Raw genomic sequence first — 17,152 nt, forward strand, 5'->3', positions numbered from 1 at the left:
TTCCGTGCGCGGCGCGGACAAGAGTAAGGGAACCGCATTGTTTTCGCCGACGTCGCCGGCGCAGGGCGGCGAATTATGCCCGCGCGAAGCCGATTGGCGGGATATCGGGAAAAATTTGCCGAAGCGGCGGCTATATCCTGATGCGGACGGCGCCGCGCCGAAGGTAAGGAGTTTCGCCTTGTCAGCAGACGTTCGTTGCGCAGCGCGCCGCCTGCGCGCGATCATGATCGCCGCCGCCTTCCTGACCGGCGCGGCGGGCTGCGCGACGGCGCGCAAGGGCGCGCCGCCTCGGCCTTCGCAGGAAACCGCCGCAGGAATGCTCGAAATCGTGCTGCGCCCGGTGCGCGACGCCGCCGGCGTCGTCTCGGCGATCGACGTCGACGCGGTCCTTCGCGGCGCGTTGCAGCCAGGGGCCGAGGCGCTCGTCCTCGATACGCCCGTTGTTTATGCCGGCGTCTATGGAATCGCCGACAGGGTGGAGGACTTGCGCGCAAGCGACGCGAAGGGCGCTATTTCCTTCGCGGCGGCGGATGAAGAGCCTCATCCCGGCGGCTTTCCTCATTACCGGAGATGGACGGCGCAGCGCGCCGTGACTTTCCCCGTACGGATCAGGTACCGGTCGCGCGTACAGCCCGCAGGCGGCCCGGGCGGCCCGCCCTTCGGCATTCGCCCTTCTGCGGGCGGCGTGAGCGGCGCGGGGTCCGGCTTTCTAGTTCTGCCCGAGAATGTTGAGGTCGCCAAGTCCCGCGTGCGCTGGGATCTGAGCGGGTTCGAGAAGAATGCAAGCGCTGCGACGACTTTCGGCGAAGGGGTATTCATCCTCGAAGGTCCCGCCGACGGACTCCGCCAGGGCTGGTACATGGCCGGCCCGATCGAGCGCTATCCCGACAAGGGAGACGTCGGCGGCTTCAGCGCGCACTGGCTCGGCGCGTTTCCGTTCGACGCGCGCGCCGAGATGGCTTGGGCGGGCGAAGCGTATGACTATCTTGCGAAGTTTTTCCGATACCTCGATCCTGCGCCGCGCTATCGGGTGTTCATGCGGCTCGTGGAGACCCCGCCCTATGGCGGAGGCACGGCGCTCGGCGATTCTTTCATGCTGTCGCGGGGCCCCGCAAGGCCCGAAGAGATCGGCGCGGAAGGTCCGCGAGACGTGTTCTTTCACGAGATGATCCATCGCTGGGTCGGCGGCATCGAAGGCCCGCAGGGCGTGACGAGCTGGTTCAGCGAGGGACTGACGACCTATTATGCCGCATTGCTTCCGATGCGCGGCGGCTTCGAATCCGTCGACAAATATGGCGAGCGGATCAACGCGCTTGCCCGCGCCTATTACGTCAACCCTGCGCGCAACTGGACGGCGCACGAGATCGTTGAGGTGGGCTTTCGCGACGGAACGATTCGCCATCGTCCTTATCAGCTCGGGGCGCTTTATTTCGCCGACCTCGACGCGCGCATCCGCGCTGCATCGAGCGGAGCGCGGACGCTGCACGACTTCATGCATGAGATATTCGTTCGTCGCGAAACCGAGGAAGGGTTCGTGTTCGATCACGCCGCGTGGAAGGCCCTCGTGGAAGCTGAAATCGGCGACGGCGCAGCTGCAGCGTTCGAGCGGATCGTGCTGAGCGGCGAAACCATCATTCCCGTCTCCAATGCTTTCGGACCTTGCTTCGAGCGGCGCGAGACGAGATTCGAGACCGAAGACCGGGGCGAGATCGCAGGCTATGAGTGGCGGCGCGTCGAAACCATTCCTGACTCCATCTGTCGGAACTATTGAGCAGAGGGAGAGCATCGATGACATCGGCAGCTAAGATCGCTTCGACGCCGTTCCGGCTGATCGCAACCGTTCTGGCCGCCGCGCTTCTTGCCGGAGCGACGCGCGCGGAAGAACGCGCGCCGCACTCCGGGCTCGAGGGCCGAGAATATGTCGCGCGCATGACCGGCGTCTTCAACGGCGTGCGCGTCGACTATGAGGCGCGCCTGGAGGAGACGCTCATCACGAACGACGACGACGCGCCCGCCGCGCGTTTCTATTCCACCGCCTATCTCGCGCAAAGCGGTCCCGACCGGCGCGTCCGACCGGTGATCTTCATCTGGAACGGCGGACCAAGCGTCGCCGCCGTCCCTCTTCACATGACCGGATTCGGTCCGAAACGGCTCGCGCCGCGACGGTTGGGCGCCGACGCGCCTGTCCGTCTCATCGATAACGAACGCACTCTGCTCGACGTCGCCGATCTCGTCTTCGTCGATCCGGCGGAAACGGGCTTCAGCCGAATCCTGCCGGGTGGTTCGCGGGATTATTTTTATTCCGCGCAAGGCGACGCAGAATCGGTCGCGCAATTCATCCGCAAATGGCTCGACGCGCACGACCGTTCGCACTCTCCCGTGTTCGTCATGGGATCGAGCTATGGCAGCATCCGCGCTGCGATCGTCGCTGGGGCGATGGCGGAAGCCGGCGCGCCGCTCGACGGGGTCATCCTTCTCAGTCAGGGCGTCAATCTTGTCGAGACGACGCAGCGCCGCCACAATCTCGTCGGCTATGCAAGCAATCTCTCTCAACTGGCCGCAGTCGGCTGGTTCCACGGGTTGACGGCGCGCCCGGACACGACCGTCCATGACGTCGTCGATGAAGCCTACGCGTTCGCCATGAGCGACTATCTGGTCGCCATCGCCAAGGGCCGCGCGATACCGAAGGCCGAGCGCGAAGCGATCGCGCGTCGACTTGAGGCGCTGACCGGCCTTGCGGCTGGCGAATATCTCACGCGCGATCTCCTGGTGAACAAAACCGATTTCCGGCGCAATCTGCTGAAGGAAAAAGGACTCGTGCTCGCCGCCAATGACGCCCGAGACGCCTATCGCGAAGACGCGCCGCCGTCCGGCGAAGGGTCCGAGCGAATAGAAATGAAGGCGCTCAAGACTCATCTTACGTCTCTGTTTGGCGCGACCTTCCCTCTCGACGCCTATCGTTTCCAGGCGCCGGAAACGGCAAGCTGGGATTATGGCGGATCTTCGACCCTCGACGGAAAGCCTGTCGCGCCTGGCGCGGTGCGGTCGGTGTTCTCCGACTTCGACTGGACGGGCGAGCTTGAAAAAGCGTTTGCTGCGAATCCTTCGTTTCGGGTTTTTATTGCGACAGGCGTCTACGACCTGCTGACGACGACCGGTCCTGCGCGCATGCTCGCATCGAACGTGCATTTTCCCGGTGATCGCGTCGAGAGCGCGGAGTACGAAGGCGGGCATGATTTTTACGCTGACGAAGCGGTCTTCCCACGTCTTGCGGAAGACTTGAGGAGCTTTGTCAACGCGGAAAGCGCCGCCCGCTGATCGCTTAAAATACACGCTGTTCGCGGCGGGCGGCGAAGCCAGTGCCGACGGAATGGAGCCGCCCCGCCGCACGCGGCGGGCGATCCGGGGTTTCTGGCGCTCGCCGTGCGTATAGAAACAAGTTTGCAGGAATAGAGACGCCAAAGAATAGGAAATGTCCGGACGCCCGCCGTCTGGCAGATAATCAGCTAGAAATGCCTTTGGCGCGCAATACCATGAATGCGCATCAGCTTAGCCCTCCGCCGCACCGCCGCGGCGGCCGGCGCGTCGTAGAGGGGGCGCATTATGCCTATCGGATCGAGGATGACGAGGGGACGATCAATGAAAAAAACGACAGCGCGCGCAGGACTGCTGGCGACGACGACGCTGGCGGGCGCGGCTTGTCTGGCCTTCGCCGGACCCGCCGCCGGCCAGACGACGCAACCGATCCCGCCCGCCTCGCAGAACGCAACTGCCGATGATGGCGATACGATCATCGTCACCGGCTCGCGAATTCGTCGCTCCGTCGCGTCCACGCCCGCGCCGGTCACCACGCTCGGCGCCGAGAACATCAGCGATCGCGGCTATGTCAGCGCCGCCCAGGCTCTCAACGACATCACTGCGCTAGACCCGCAACTCAACCAGGCGCCCGGCAGCGGCGCGTCGAGCGGGCCCGGCCAGCAGTTTCCTTCTCTTTTTGGTCTCGGAACAGGGCGTACGCTGACGCTGGTGAACGGCCGGCGCTTCGTCACCTCGTCCAGCGGCCTCGGCGACGCCCAAGTCGACGCGAACATCATTCCAGTTGGCCTCATCGAACGGATTGAAGTCGTGCAGGCGGGCGGAGCCGCCGTCTATGGCTCTGACGCCATCGCCGGCGTCGTCAATTATATCCTCAAGGACGACTTCGAAGGGATCGAGATCGACGGCCTGACGAGCGTTTCCGATCGCGGCGACTACTGGACGAAGAGCCTGCGCGGCACGTTCGGGCTCAACTTCGCCGACGGGCGCGGGAATGCAGCGCTCAACGCCGAATGGTCGGAATCGCCGATTCTCGAATTTCGCGACCGGCCGCTGACGAATTTGTCGAGAATAACCACCGGCAACCCTGAAGATACCGGGCCGAACGACGGAATTCCCTCCGTGCGGGAAGTGATGCCGGCGCATTTCTGGCCGTTCAACAGCAACGGGGTGATTTACACTATTCCCGCGCCAGCGCCTTTGCCGCCTTGCGGGGGACAGATATGCTTCCTGCGACAGGACGGCCAGCCGTTGCAATTCTCTCCGGATGGAAGCGTCGTTCCCTATGATCCTGGCGTCATCATGGGCATCCCCTTCGCTAAGGGCGGCGACGGGTTCAGATTCAGCGATCTCGCCGGGCTGCGTACGGGCGTCGAGCGCGTCGCGACCAATGCGATCGGGCGTTATGACATCACTGACCGGGTTCGCTTCTCCGCCGAGCTTCTGTTTGCCCGAACGACCGGCTCTTTCCGGCCGCAGGGATTCGCGCGCACGGTATTGAGCCCCGCGCCGCTCAACGCGATTCCCTTCACTATCAGCAATCCCTTTCTCACGCCCGAAGCGATCAACGCGCTGACCGCGGCGAGCCCCGGATTCGCATTCGGAGCGCCGCTCTTTCTGTCGAAGGACTTCTATTTCGACCTCTTCCCCGCCACCGTCGAGGCGAAGACCGACACCTACCGCGCGCTCGCGGCGCTTGAAGGCGATTTTGATCTCGGCGACCGGAACTTATATTGGTCCGTTTCCGCAAGCTACGGCCGCGTCGAAGGTCAGGAGCGCGGATTTGGCGTGCATAACGCCCATTTCTCCAACGCCCTCGCCGCCGTCGATAGCGGCGGGCAGATCGTGTGCGCGATCAACGCCGACGCCGATCCGACAAACGACGATCCCGCCTGCGCGCCGCTCGATCCTTTCGGCTTCAATCGGGCTAGCCAAGCGGCGCGGGACTACGTAATGGTCGACACGGGCCAGGATTTCACCAACGAGCAGATCGATGTGCTTGCGACGATCGGCGCGACCCTCTTCACCCTGCCGACCGGCGAGGTGAAGGCTGTTCTCGCCTACGAGCACCGCGACGAGCAGGCGAAGTTCGTTCCCCTTCCGGCCAACCAGCTGGGACTTACCGGAACGGGCAACACCGTCGCGCCGGACTCGGGCGGTTACAACACTGACGAAATCTCCGTCGAAGCGCTGCTGCCGTTGATCGGCGATCGCGTTACGCTGCCTTTCGCGCAGCTCATCGAACTCAACGGCGTCTATCGATATGTCGACAACTCCATCGCCGGCGGCGAAAGCGTGTGGAGCGCCGGCGCGCGCTGGCAAGTCGTAGACGACCTCACCGTGCGGGCCACGCGCAGCCGCAATTTCAGAGCGCCGACGCTCACTCAATTGCTCGCGCCCAACAACGTCATCCTGACCCAGGCCGGCATCGATCCCTGCGACGCGGACCGCATCGACAGCGGGCCGAATCCGGAGGTTCGCCGCGCCAACTGCGAAGCCGAGTGGGCGGCCAATCCTCAGTACGGCGATCTCGCCACATTTCAGGATCCGGCAGAGAACTTCGTACACACTGAGGTGACGGAGGGCGGCAATCCGGACCTGCGAAACGAGATCTCGGATACGTGGACCTACGGATTCGTTTTCGAGCCGCGCTTCATTCCGGGCCTCACCTTCTCTTTCGACCGGCTGGAGATCGACCTCACAGACGGCCTTTCGCCTTTCACCACGGCGGATTTCATGGCGACCTGCTATGACTCCTCGCCGCAACCAGCCGAAATCTGCAGCCAGTTCGAACGACTGGCCGAATCCGACGGCGTGCGGCCCGCCGGAACGGTCATCCGTGGGCGCACGACCACTTTCAACGCCGGCGTGGTGCAGTTCCGCGGCGAAGTCTATTTTTTGAATTACGACGTGCCGCTTGACCGCCTGTTCTCGTCGGGCGATCCCGGCCGCCTTTCGGTATCCATCGAAGCGACGCATACTTCGCTGCTGACGACTTCGGTTACGGGCGCCGCCTTCACGCGCACGGACAACACCGTTCAGCAACCCGACTGGGTGGGCAGGCTCAACGCCGTTTATTCAAAGGGGCCGCTGCGCCTTACCTATCAGGCGAACTATCTGTCGAAAGTCCTGGCGGGGCCCGACGCGACGATCGAGAACAATCCGAACCCGGTGATCGCAGCGAACGCCACGCACGCCGTCTCGGGTCAATACGATTTCGGACCGGTGGTGTTGCGGGCGGGTGTGACCAACTTGACCGACAAGGCGCCGTCCTATCCGAACTTCGCCCATGGCGATATTCTCGGCCGGCGCTTCTTCTTCGGCGCCACGGCGAGATTCTAGCGCCGTTTCCTGACGAGAGCGGCGCGTGGAATAACATAAAAGACCGGATCGGGGCGGCTTCACAGAAGTTCCGGACCGATCCGGCGTTCTGTCCAACTTGAGTCGCGCCTCTGTTTGAAGCGTCTTCCCCCGTCGCTTCGAGCAAGCGTTTTTTTACGGCCGGACGCCGGGCGCCGATCGAAACGGGACGGTCATCGCGCCGTCTCGATCAATCTTCGAACGTCGTTTGCAAAGCTTTCAGCCGTATCGCCCAGATACAGCATGTGGCCGGACTCATAGATCCTGAATTCGACTCGATCCGCCGGAAGATCGGCCTCGGCGAGCGCGCTGCGGGCTTCCGCAGGCGTCGTCACGAGATCATAATAGCCTGAAGCGATCAATACGCGCAGTTTCGGCGTGCGGCGCATCGCCCAAGCAAGATCAACGGCGAAGCTCTGTCCTTTCTCGACGCCAGCGCGGCTCCAGTTCCATTTTTGCAGCAGATCTTTCCACACGATGGCGCCATAGGGCCTGTCGAGCGTCACTTTCAGATCATCGCGAAGCATTTGATGGAAGGCGGCGATGAACCCAGGAACATAGCGGCCCATGGCCGGATCGTCCGCTACCGGATCGCCGCCGCTGTTCGCCAACGGCAAAGTATAACGGCTATCGTATAGTCCGATTGCGAGCCCTTCCTCCGCGAGCAGTTTTTTCGCGAACGAGGAAGCGGATAGACCGAGTTCCTCCTCAAAAGCTTCTTCGGGAAGACCTGTATACGATACCAGCGTTCGTACGACCTCGGCGCGCGCATCGCCGTCGAGCGCGCCGGCTTCCGCAGCCCGCAGGGCTTCCGCATAGCGGGTTTTCGCAAAGGCCATCGCCTCTTCATAGAAGGCTGGCAGCGAAAGGCCGCGCCGGTCGACCTTTTCATGAAACCAGGCCGTCGCGGCGAGTCCCGGCAGGACGAGCGCCGCCTCCATCGCCTTGTCTTCGGCCGCCAGCCGAGCGCCGTTCTCGCCGCGCCCTTCCAGCGTAGTTCCCAGGAGAATGACGCCGTTCACTGTAATTCCCCGCATAACCCCAGTATAGAACGGGCCGCCCATCAGCGCGCGCGGCAGCATGGCGGCGCGCGCGCTGCCGTAGCTTTCGCCCATGATGAATTTTGGGGCGTTCCAGCGTCCGTGCTCGGTCAGCCACAACTCGATGAACTGCGCGACTGCGTTCGCATCTTCGTCGACGCCCCAGAAGTCTTCAGGCTTTCCCTTCCCGATCGCACGGCTGAAGCCCGTGCCGACAGGATCGATGAAAACAAGATCGGCGACGTCGAGCAAACTGTGAGGATTGTTCGCCACGCCAAAAGGCGGGGTGTTGCCGGGGTTCACCTCCTGGTCCAACGCCACCCGGCGCGGGCCGATCGCGCCCATATGCAGCCATAGCGATGACGAGCCCGGCCCTCCATTGAATACGAACAGCACCGGACGGGCCCGATCGGCCGGATTGGTCTTCATGTACGCAAAGGAGAAGACGCTCGCGACCGGTTCGCCGGCTAAATCGCGCAAGACGGTTTCTCCAGCGATCACGCGATAGTCGATTCGCTCGCCGCCGATCTCGGCGACATGGTCGGTGACGATGCGCAACGGCAACGGCGCCGGCGCTTGCCGGACCGCAGCGGAGTCCTGCGCTCCGGGCGTTCCGGCCGGCGTCGCGACTTGTAAGATCTGCGGCGGCGGCCGCAGCGCTATCGCGACGATCGCAAGCGCGGCGATGAAACCCGCCGTAATTATATACGCTGGTCGCATGGGATCCTCCCTGCCCTGCCCCCGCGGCGAGCGCGGCGCCTTTCTGGGGTCGAGCCTATTCTCTCCGGCAGGATTTTTCATGCCACACGCGCCCGCCCGCATACGCATTCCGGCATATTTATGCGGAAAGCATCAGCGGTCGGTCCTAAACATGCCAGGCTTCCCGCGCCACAATCTGCCGGCTTGCGCAGATCCAGGAGCGTACAGGGACGAAATCTCGGAGGACGTCGATGCGCCGAACTGTAGACGCGATAGGACCCCTTGCAGTCGCTTTTGCGACCTGGCTTCTCGCGGCCGCCGGTCCGACTCTGGGCGCCGAAAAGTCAGGCCGCATATCGCTCCTGCTGCGCCCGCTCGTCGAAGACGGCGTCATCGAAGCGATTCGTATAGAGACGGTAATCGCAGGCGCGCTCCAGGACGAACCGCCGACGCTTGCAATCTATGGCGAATTCGGTCCGCTCAAGCGCATCGGCGCACGCGTCTCGGCGCTTTCCGCAGCAGATGCGCGTGGGCCTATCGCATTGGCGAGCGAGACCGTCGAGATTGCAACGACCCCCTTTCCGATAAGCGAAAGACGATGGCGCCTCGCACGCGCGCCGCAAGACGAGCTTTCTTACGCATATACGGTCGTCGTCTCACGCGAAACGGCGACGGGGCCCGTCTGGGAGCTGCGCTCAGAGCCAAAAGGCGCAAGCGCCATGGGCGCAGGCTTCCTGGTTCTTCCAATCGGGACAGATCCTTATACGGTTGAAATTACATGGGATCTGAGCGCCCTGCCTGATGGCGCGCAGGCGCTGACGAGTTTTCCCCCTTCCGGCGGGCGAAGACCCGAGCCGCTCGACCGTCTGCGCCGGACCTTTTTCATGGCGGGCCTGCTAACCACATGGCCCGAAGATCTCGAAAAGGCCGGAGCCTTCCGCGCGGCCTCGACTGCTGAAGGCGCGATCGATCAGAAAGCGTTACTCGCCTGGTCGAAGCGAACCTATGACGCCTTCCTCGATTTTTTCGACGCGCCGAGCGAACCGCCATTCACGATCTTTGTTCGTGAAAATCCCTTCGGCGGCTCGGGCGGCGGCGCTGCGCCTGAAGCGTTGATGTCCACCATGTCGCGCGACACGTCCCTCGAAGAGATGGATTTTCTGATAGCGCACGAGATTGCGCATGTGTTTCTTGCGGGGCTTGCTGACGCCGGCTCATGGTTCAACGAAGGACTCGCCGTTCATTATCAGCGGCGCGTTCCCTTCATGGCGGGACTTATCGGACCGGAGCAATTCATCGCCGACGTCAACGATACGGCGCGGCGCTACTACGCCAATGTCCGCAACCGCTTGCCGATGGAGGAGGCCGAAGCCCTGTTCTGGTCTGACGCGCGTGGGCGCATTCTACCATACGATCGCGGCGCCTTTTATTTCGCGTCGGTCGACGCCAAGCTCAAAGCGGCGACCGACGGCGCACGCGGCCTCGACGACGTCCTGCGCGAAATGCTCGTGCGTAAACGCCAAGGGGAGAGGATGGATGTCGAAACGTATCTCGCGATTCTTGAGCGCGATCTTGGAGAAGCTGCGCGCACCGATCATGCTGCAATGATGTCCGGCGCCATGATCGTTCCGCCCTCGGATGCGTTCGGCGCGTGTTTCCGACGCACGGCCTTCGACGCGCCCGCTTTCGAACTCGGCTTCGACATTGCAAGCCTGATGACGCCCCCGAGAGTCATAAAAGGGCTTGATCCCGACTCTCCTGCGGCGCGCGCCGGCTTGCGCGAAGGCGACGTCGTTATCAATCCGATGGTGCTCGACGCCGTACAAGGAGAACCGTCGAAACTGCTGACATTGAAGATAGACCGAGGCGGCGAAATCGCCGAAATCGCTTTCAGGCCGGAGGGAGCGGCGCGTCGAAGCTATCGCTGGGTTCGCGACGCGGGCGTTCCCGACTCGGCGTGCCGACGCTGATCAACGCCGGCTCATTTCGCCTGCAATGTCCTGGTAGATCGCCCAGGCCGCGGCGAGATCCTGCGCCACATGACCGAGCGATTTATAGACCGTGATTTCCTCACGCATTTGACGGCCTTTGATGCGGCCGGCGAAGACTTCGCCGATCTCGCCGGCGATGTGGTCGTCGTCTACAAGTCCCGCTTCCTTCGCCCGCAGAAACTCGGCGCCTTGGGCAAGCGCGCCTGCGCGCGAATCAACGAAGAATCGCGACATGGCCACGAGCGCGTTGTCCACTTCCGTCGGGCCGGCATAGCTCGATCCGACGACGTTGACGTGAGCGCCCGCCGCAAGCCATGCGCCTTCCAGAACCGGTTCCTGCGCCGACGTCACGGTGCATACGATGTCGGCCCCGCGCGCCGCCGCGCGCGCGCTGTCGACCGGAGTCGCCGGGCAGTCCAGCGTCTCGCAGAGATGCTCCGCAAGCGCCTCGGCTCGCTCGCGACGCCGCCCCCAGATCGTGATGGAGGATAGTCTTCTCACCCGCGCGATCGCCTGGGCATGTTCGCGCGCCTGCTCGCCATATCCCAGAAGGGCCAGCCGGCCCGCATCAGGCCGCGCCAGCGCGTCTGTCGCTGCGGCGCTCGCCGCAGCGGTCCTGATCGCGGTCAGGGCGGAGGCGTCGACGATCGCGACCGGCGCGCCGTCTTCCGGATCGAACAATGCGACAATTCCTTGATGCGACGAACGGCCTTTTTCGAAATTCTCCGGCGTGATGCTGATGAGCTTGGCCCCGAACACGGCGTGTTCCCCCATCGCGCCGGGCATGATTCCGAGCAGCCGGCCGGCGCCCAGCGGCAGGATCGAGCGCAAAAGCTGACGGGTTTCTCCTATGGAGAAGGCGATCATCGCCTCACGCATCAGCGGGATGCACCGTTCGAAGGTAAGACGCTTTCGCACTTCTTCGCCGTCGATGAACAGCATGCGCTTCCTTTCGCGCTTATGGCCAGGCAACAGGCGGAGGGGACGCAAAGGGCCTGATTGCGAGCGCTTCATATATCTCGCTCGGGAAATAAACCATGCCCCCGCGCGACACTAGCCGAACCTGACGGATCGCGCTTATATCAGCCAGCGGATCAGCCTGTATCAGGAAAAAGTCTGCATATTTCCCTTTTTCGATAGATCCGAAGGCTTGGTCGCGACCGAGATATTCGTCGCAGGCCAGAGTCGCCAATCGCAACGCCTCGGCGTTCGAAAGCCCCGCCTTGACGTAAAGCTCGATCTCGCGATGCACGCTCACGCCGGAACCATCGTCGGTTCCGGGCAGCAGCTGCACGCCGTTCTCATTCAGAAGCGCGAGCGTGTCGAGCAGTGCGGCGAAGGCTCGCCGATATTCCGCATCGACGTCCGGTTCATCCAGCGACACGAAGCTGCGTTTACGATAACGCTGATAGCCGATCGGCATGTGGTCGAGATAAGGGGCGTCCGCCTCGGAAACTTCCCCGGCGCGGCTCAACAGCAGCCTCTCCAGAATCACGGCGGTCGTATCGAGCGCTACGCCATGTTGCTTCATCAGCGCGATCGTGCGACGCACCGGCGCCGAGTCGAGGTCGAGACTGGCCGCGCGCCGCATGGCGGTGAGTCTTAGCGGCGTGCGCGTGTCCTCGCCTTCTCTAATAAGCCAGCCCAACATGAGCTGGTTGACATGAGCGATATCGTCATAACCTGCGAGGATCGCCTCGTCCGGCGACATGAACGCCGGAACATGGCCGGTCACGCCAAGTCCGAGACGCTTGGCCTCCGCCGCGATCGGCTTTACCCATTCGGGCTTTATGGAATTGTAGATCTTGATCTGAAAATAACCGTGCGCAGCATACCGGCGCACTGCATCGAGCGCAGCTTGCAGCGAGTCGGCGATTACGCCGACGCGTACGGAATGCTCGCTCCGCCCCTCGATCATGCCGTTCGGAATGATGCGCGGGCCTGCGAGCGCGCCGGCCTCTGTGCGCCCGATGATATCAAGCAGCCTCTCCTGATCGTTTCCCTGATCGCGCGTCGTGGTGACGCCGGCGGCCAGATAGAACAAGCCCGACCACAGACTCGTATGCGAATGCATGTCGTGAAGGCCGGGCACGAGGACTCCTCCTTCCGCGTCGATGACGGTCTCGTCGGGTCCTGGCGCGCCAAGCCCGCCTTCATAATCGACGACCGTAATCTTCTCGCCGTGGACGACTATCGCAGCCGGCCCCTTAATCGCGCCGCTCTTCGGATCGAAAACGCGCGCGTTGACGTAACGCACGGGCCCCATAAAGCGGCGGGCGAGCCGTTGCTGCAAGTCCGCTGCTCGCGCCCTGGTCAGCGTCTCGAACAGCTCTGCAAGACGCTCATGCTGATCCTCGAAGCCTTCGCGCACGACCATGCTGCGCGCGCCGAGCTCCGCCGCAAGACGCCCCGCGTCGTCGATCATTATGAAGGCCGGATGCAGATCGACGCCGCTGAGCGCAAACAGCCGCACGCGAATCGCGGCGAGTCCTTCGCCAAGCCATTCGCGGCCGAGTTCTTCCAGCCTCAACGCTCCGCCGGGCAGCGTCGCGAGCTCGCGCGCGCCGCTTTCCAAAAGCGCGTTCGCATAAAGACCGGCGGACCAGGGGCTCGCATCATTGGCGACGTATAACGCCGGCGCGGACGTCTTAATCTCGCCTGCGTCGGCCTGACTGCGCCAGCGCGCCCTGCCATCGCGCCATTCATAAAGTTCGTCTACAGCGCCGCCGAAGGCTGTCTTTCCCTGAATCGTCCAGCGCAGCGGCACGCCTTTTCTGTTCAGTTCGATCCGTTCACTAATGGTTGGCCCGCGGCCATTGTTTCTGACGACGTATTCGATTTCGATGGCGCGCCCGTCGATTACGGCTTCAAGAAAACCCACTTTTTCCCCGCCCGCGATCACGGAATAGCGCAGGGTCTCCGCGGCTCGGGCCGCTGGACCTCCGGTCGCGATCGTCGCAATCAGCGCCGTCGCAATCATGATGCGGGCGCCCGTGCGCAAAGCCTCATTCATCTTCAATCGTCCCTTCGCATTTCGATTCCGGCCGTTCAGTTCGCGTCGGCCTGCGCCGCGGCCCTGTACGCCATGTCGCGAAGGCGCGCTGAGAGAGCGGCGCGATCTTTCTCATTCTCGTAAGGCGAATGCCCGCCTTCGAAAGCCGCCATTTCCACCCTGTCGAGCGGCAGCCCGCCATGAGTCAGAGCGTATCGTTGCGCGAGCATCGGCGTGGCCAAGTCGTAATACCCGCTCGCCAACAAGACGCGCAGGCGCGGTTTTTTTTCCATTAATGCGGCGATATTCGGCGTGAGATTGAAATAGGCCTGCGGCCCGGTCTCTTCCGGGCGCCAGTTCCAGCTGAAATTCACATCGAGGGTGAGCGAATAGTAATCGCGACCGGTCTCGACATCGAGCTCCTCGCGAAAATACTCGGCCGCCCACGGCGCCTTGATGACATTGCTCTCGCCGAGGCCAAGCGCCGGATCATTCGCCGCAGGCGGTCGGCCGGATCTGTCAGGTTCTGCGGCTTTCTCGGCTGTCACGCGCGTGTCGAGACGACCCACGATCTTGTTTTCATCCGCTAACAGCGTTTCCAGAAAAAGCTGCGTGTCGACGCGCAGCTTTTCAGATTCGATGACGGCAGTCGGCAGACCGATCAGCCGCGCAATTTTCTCGGCCATGCGCTTGCGGCGACGCTCGGGCAGCGCCGCCCCCTCCTGGAGAGCGGACGCATACTCGCCTTGCGCGAAGGCGCGCGCCTTCTCCCAGACCTCGCTCGCCGTCACGCCGGGATCGCCGGATCGCCCATGAAACCACGCCGTCGTCGCCATGGAGGGCAGACTGAAGATGTAAGGCAGGTCGTTTCCCTGCGTGACCGCATTCGCGCTTCTGTCCGTCACTGGAGAAATAAGAACCAGCCCGACGACGTTAAGCTCGTGCATGTCTTTCGCCATCCGCGCGAGACGGAGGCCGCCGTAGCTTTGGCCAACGACAATAACCGGCGCGTTTGATCGTTCATTCTCGCGCAGCCATTCTCGAATGAGCGTCAGCGCTGCGCGCGCGTCTCCGTCCACGCTCCAGTAGGGCTCGCCGCCGCCCTCGCGCAACGGCCGGCTGAAGCCCGTTCCGACAGGATCGATGAAGACGAGATCGGCGACGTCTATAGGGCTATGCGGATTGTCCTTTATTCGCGTAGACCCGGTTCCTTCGCGCGAACGCAGGCGCGGGCCGAAGGCGTCGAAATGCAAGGGAGAGGAGGACGCGCCGGGCCCGCCGTTGAACAGGAAAATCACCGGGCGCGTCGTCCTATCGCCTACGCCCTCACGCACATAGCTGGTCGCGGAGATGGTCGCCTGCGCGGTTCCCATCTCGTCTTTCAGAACGGCCTCCGCCCATCGCGCCGTATAGACGATCTCCTTGTCTTTCAGGCGCAGGCTGTGTCGAGCCGAGCCAGGCGGAACCAGCGATTCCGCGACCAGCGTCGGTTCCGGACGCGGCGCGGCAGACGCCGCCTTCGTATCCGGGGCGGGCGACAGCCCCGCGACGAGAATCGTTGCCGCGAGCGCGCAAACCGACGACTTGATCATCGCGAGCCAGCCTCATTGCGTCAGGGATGTAATATCGCGCGCGGAGGAACAATTCATGCCTGTATGGAGAGGCGCGACGGCTTTATTGGATTGATAATGCACGGCGCAGAGAACAGCCGCGCAATTCTATGCGCCTTTTACCGCCCGCCGGGCCGCATGAAAACGACTTTTGCGCGCGCCCTGATACATTAGCCGAGCACGAAGGAGCCGCCGATGCGTTTGACCAGACGAAACCTGCTCGCCGCGGCTGGAACCGCGCCCCTTTCAGGCCTTGCCCGCACGGCGCGCGCGCAGCCGCCGCGCGCGCTGCCGGACAAGGATTCCTTTGCGCTTTCCGACGTCGTTTATCTCGACTCGGGTTCGCAGCATCCGATCAGCCTTGCTGCGAAAACCGAGATCGACGCCTACTTCGCCAAGCGGATGCTCGATCCGGCGGCGGCCGAGTACGAACTAGACGAGCGCGGCCCCATCGAAAAATTCGCGCGTCTCGTGAATGCGGACCCGGCGGAAATAGCCTATGTGCAAAGCACGACAGCGGGCGAGCATATCGTCGTCAAATCTCTCGGCCTTCCCGAATCGGGCGGGCGCATCGTCGTGGACACGCTGCATTTTTTCGGCTCGCTGCCGCTTTACGAAGAAATGGCCCGCCGCGGCGCGACAGTCGCCTGGGTGCGCGCCCGCGAGGGGCGTATTCCGCTTGAGGACATTCGCAAAGCGATCACGCCCGACACCCGGCTCGTATCGCTTTCGCTGGTCTCGACGATCAACGGTTTCGAACATGATTTGAAAGCCGTCTGCGACATCGCTCACGAACATGGCGCATATGTGTACGCCGATATCGTTCACGCCGCCGGGTGCATTCCAGTCGATCTTCGCGCAAGCGGCGTCGATTTCGCCGCTTGCGCGACCTACAAATGGCTGATGGGCGAGTTCGGACTCGGATTCCTCTATGCGCGCAAGGACGTCCAGCCGGCGCTCAAACGGGTGAATTCCGGCTATTATGGACTCGGCGCCTTTCAGTCCCATATTTATCCGCTCGATCCGCCCGGCGAAAGAATCGTCGAGTACGCTTTCCGCGACGACGCTACCGGTCTGTTCGCCATCGGCACGCGCGCCCACGCGGTGATCGCTGCGCTCAATAAATCTCTCGATTATATTCTTGCGCTTGAGCCGACGACCATACAGGCATATGTGCAGCCGATGATCGACCGCCTGAAGGAAGAACTGCCGCGACGCGGATATGATCTAATGACTCCGCGCGAATCGAGAACGCCTCTCGTCGCATTCGCGCTGGCGGACGCTCGCGGGACGCTCGGCCCCAGTCTCAAGCAGGCCCGCACGAGCGTCACGCTCTCCAGAAACCGCTTCCGAATCTCCCCGTCGGTGTTCAACGATATGGACGATATCGAGCATCTCCTCGCCGCCCTTCCCCGGCCCTGACCCTGCGGTCAAGGCGGCTGACGGGGTCGCCAATGCGCTTTGATAGATCGCTATCGTCGAAGAAAACGAGCCCGCGCCGCTTGAGGGGAGCCGCTGCCGGCCCCCCCCCGCGTCGAGAATGCTGGCCCGGACGGCGCGACGCTGGCGCAGTCAATATAATTGATTTATTGCTATTTCCGATAATGGCTCCGCGCCCCGGTTTGACCAATGGCGGCGATGCGTCATTATTCTTGGAATAGGATGATTTTGGGTTTCGAGCCGCGCTGAGGCTTCGCCTCGATTCCTGCGGCTGCGAGAAGCCGCTGAAACGAGCCGCCCCACGAATATGGCGGATGGCGACAATGATTTCTATGGGCCAGGCGGAACATCCTTCGACGCACAACGCGCGAAACTGCCCGCAAGTGCGCGCCAGACCATAGGCGCCGCTCATGCAAAGTCGCCGTGCGCACCTCCTGCGACGGACGCGAACGCGCGTTCTGTTTCTCCACAGCGAAGCAGGACAAGGGGCGTTGCGCCCTCAAGGCCCGCGCGTGGCGCCGTCAGCCACGCCCACCCCGCATATCCGTCTTCAAAAGACGCGACGATGCGATCAAATCCTTCAAGTGGCTGCCCGCGCTCATCAAGCCATGCCGCCGGAAAGACGTAACCGCGCCTGACGCCTTGCCACCCGATAATTCGTTTCTTCTTCAACCATTCGCGGGCGGATTGACGGGTCGTGAGACA

9 protein-coding genes are annotated in these 17,152 nt (G+C 63.0%); 5 read left to right on the top strand and 4 right to left on the bottom strand.

Translation table 11 applies throughout. From position 1 onward, the window contains the following. The first annotated feature begins 178 nt into the window (after window positions 1-178). The 3 genes from CHB64_RS10075 (at window position 179) to CHB64_RS10085 (ending at window position 6,657) form a co-directional block, all read left to right on the top strand. Window positions 179-1,771 carry a M61 family metallopeptidase gene (locus tag CHB64_RS10075; RefSeq protein WP_159462476.1) on the top strand — a complete coding sequence of 531 codons (1,593 nt, stop codon included), beginning with the start codon at window positions 179-181 and terminating at the stop codon, window positions 1,769-1,771. Window positions 1,772-1,788: 17 nt separating this feature from the next. After that, window positions 1,789-3,318, top strand: a complete 1,530-nt coding sequence (locus tag CHB64_RS10080; RefSeq protein WP_089412502.1) for a S10 family serine carboxypeptidase-like protein — start codon at window positions 1,789-1,791, stop codon at window positions 3,316-3,318. A 321-nt stretch (window positions 3,319-3,639) separates the two neighbouring features. Further along, window positions 3,640-6,657: a TonB-dependent receptor domain-containing protein gene (locus CHB64_RS10085; RefSeq protein ID WP_089412503.1), complete on the top strand. Its 3,018-nt coding sequence runs from the start codon at window positions 3,640-3,642 to the stop codon at window positions 6,655-6,657. 191 nt (window positions 6,658-6,848) lie between these two features. On the opposite strand, the gene CHB64_RS10090 is transcribed toward CHB64_RS10085, so the two are convergent. After that, complete coding sequence (locus CHB64_RS10090) at window positions 6,849-8,435, bottom strand: S10 family peptidase (protein WP_089412504.1); 1,587 nt, start codon at window positions 8,433-8,435, stop codon at window positions 6,849-6,851. Between the two features lie 230 nt (window positions 8,436-8,665). Here CHB64_RS10090 and CHB64_RS10095 point away from each other — a divergent pair, with 230 nt between their 5' ends. Further along, the gene (locus CHB64_RS10095) at window positions 8,666-10,384 is read left to right on the top strand and encodes a M61 metallopeptidase family protein (RefSeq protein WP_089412505.1); all 1,719 of its coding nucleotides are present in this window, start codon (window positions 8,666-8,668) and stop codon (window positions 10,382-10,384) included. Here the strand turns inward: CHB64_RS10095 and CHB64_RS10100 are convergent, their stop codons facing one another. The 3 genes from CHB64_RS10100 to CHB64_RS10110 are packed head-to-tail and all read right to left on the bottom strand — an operon-like array spanning window position 10,385 to window position 14,989. Further along, window positions 10,385-11,347 (bottom strand): ornithine cyclodeaminase family protein, encoded by a 963-nt coding sequence (locus CHB64_RS10100; protein WP_089412506.1) that lies wholly within the window; start codon window positions 11,345-11,347, stop codon window positions 10,385-10,387. It lies immediately after the preceding gene. A 16-nt stretch (window positions 11,348-11,363) separates the two neighbouring features. Then, complete coding sequence (locus CHB64_RS10105; RefSeq protein ID WP_089412507.1) at window positions 11,364-13,418, bottom strand: amidohydrolase family protein; 2,055 nt, start codon at window positions 13,416-13,418, stop codon at window positions 11,364-11,366. Between the two features lie 35 nt (window positions 13,419-13,453). Beyond that, on the bottom strand, window positions 13,454-14,989 hold the full coding sequence (locus CHB64_RS10110; protein ID WP_089412508.1) for a S10 family peptidase: 1,536 nt from the start codon (window positions 14,987-14,989) through the stop codon (window positions 13,454-13,456). Window positions 14,990-15,202: 213 nt separating this feature from the next. Between CHB64_RS10110 and CHB64_RS10115 the strand changes: the two genes are divergently transcribed. Next, a complete protein-coding gene (locus CHB64_RS10115; protein WP_089412509.1) occupies window positions 15,203-16,429 on the top strand; it encodes an aminotransferase class V-fold PLP-dependent enzyme in 1,227 nt (408 codons plus the stop codon). Window positions 16,430-17,152: the final 723 nt, after the last annotated feature.

The organism is Amphiplicatus metriothermophilus, from assembly GCF_900199215.1.
In the GTDB taxonomy this organism is placed as follows: domain Bacteria; phylum Pseudomonadota; class Alphaproteobacteria; order Caulobacterales; family Parvularculaceae; genus Amphiplicatus; species Amphiplicatus metriothermophilus.

Coding starts and splice junctions, on each gene's coding strand:
- CHB64_RS10105 (WP_089412507.1), bottom strand. CDS start 13,418: ATGAATGAGGCTTTGCGCACGGGCGCCCGCATCATGATTGCGACGGCG.
- CHB64_RS10080 (WP_089412502.1), top strand. CDS start 1,789: ATGACATCGGCAGCTAAGATCGCTTCGACGCCGTTCCGGCTGATCGCA.
- CHB64_RS10110 (WP_089412508.1), bottom strand. CDS start 14,989: ATGATCAAGTCGTCGGTTTGCGCGCTCGCGGCAACGATTCTCGTCGCG.
- CHB64_RS10115 (WP_089412509.1), top strand. CDS start 15,203: ATGCGTTTGACCAGACGAAACCTGCTCGCCGCGGCTGGAACCGCGCCC.
- CHB64_RS10100 (WP_089412506.1), bottom strand. CDS start 11,347: ATGCTGTTCATCGACGGCGAAGAAGTGCGAAAGCGTCTTACCTTCGAA.
- CHB64_RS10090 (WP_089412504.1), bottom strand. CDS start 8,435: ATGCGACCAGCGTATATAATTACGGCGGGTTTCATCGCCGCGCTTGCG.
- CHB64_RS10085 (WP_089412503.1), top strand. CDS start 3,640: ATGAAAAAAACGACAGCGCGCGCAGGACTGCTGGCGACGACGACGCTG.
- CHB64_RS10095 (WP_089412505.1), top strand. CDS start 8,666: ATGCGCCGAACTGTAGACGCGATAGGACCCCTTGCAGTCGCTTTTGCG.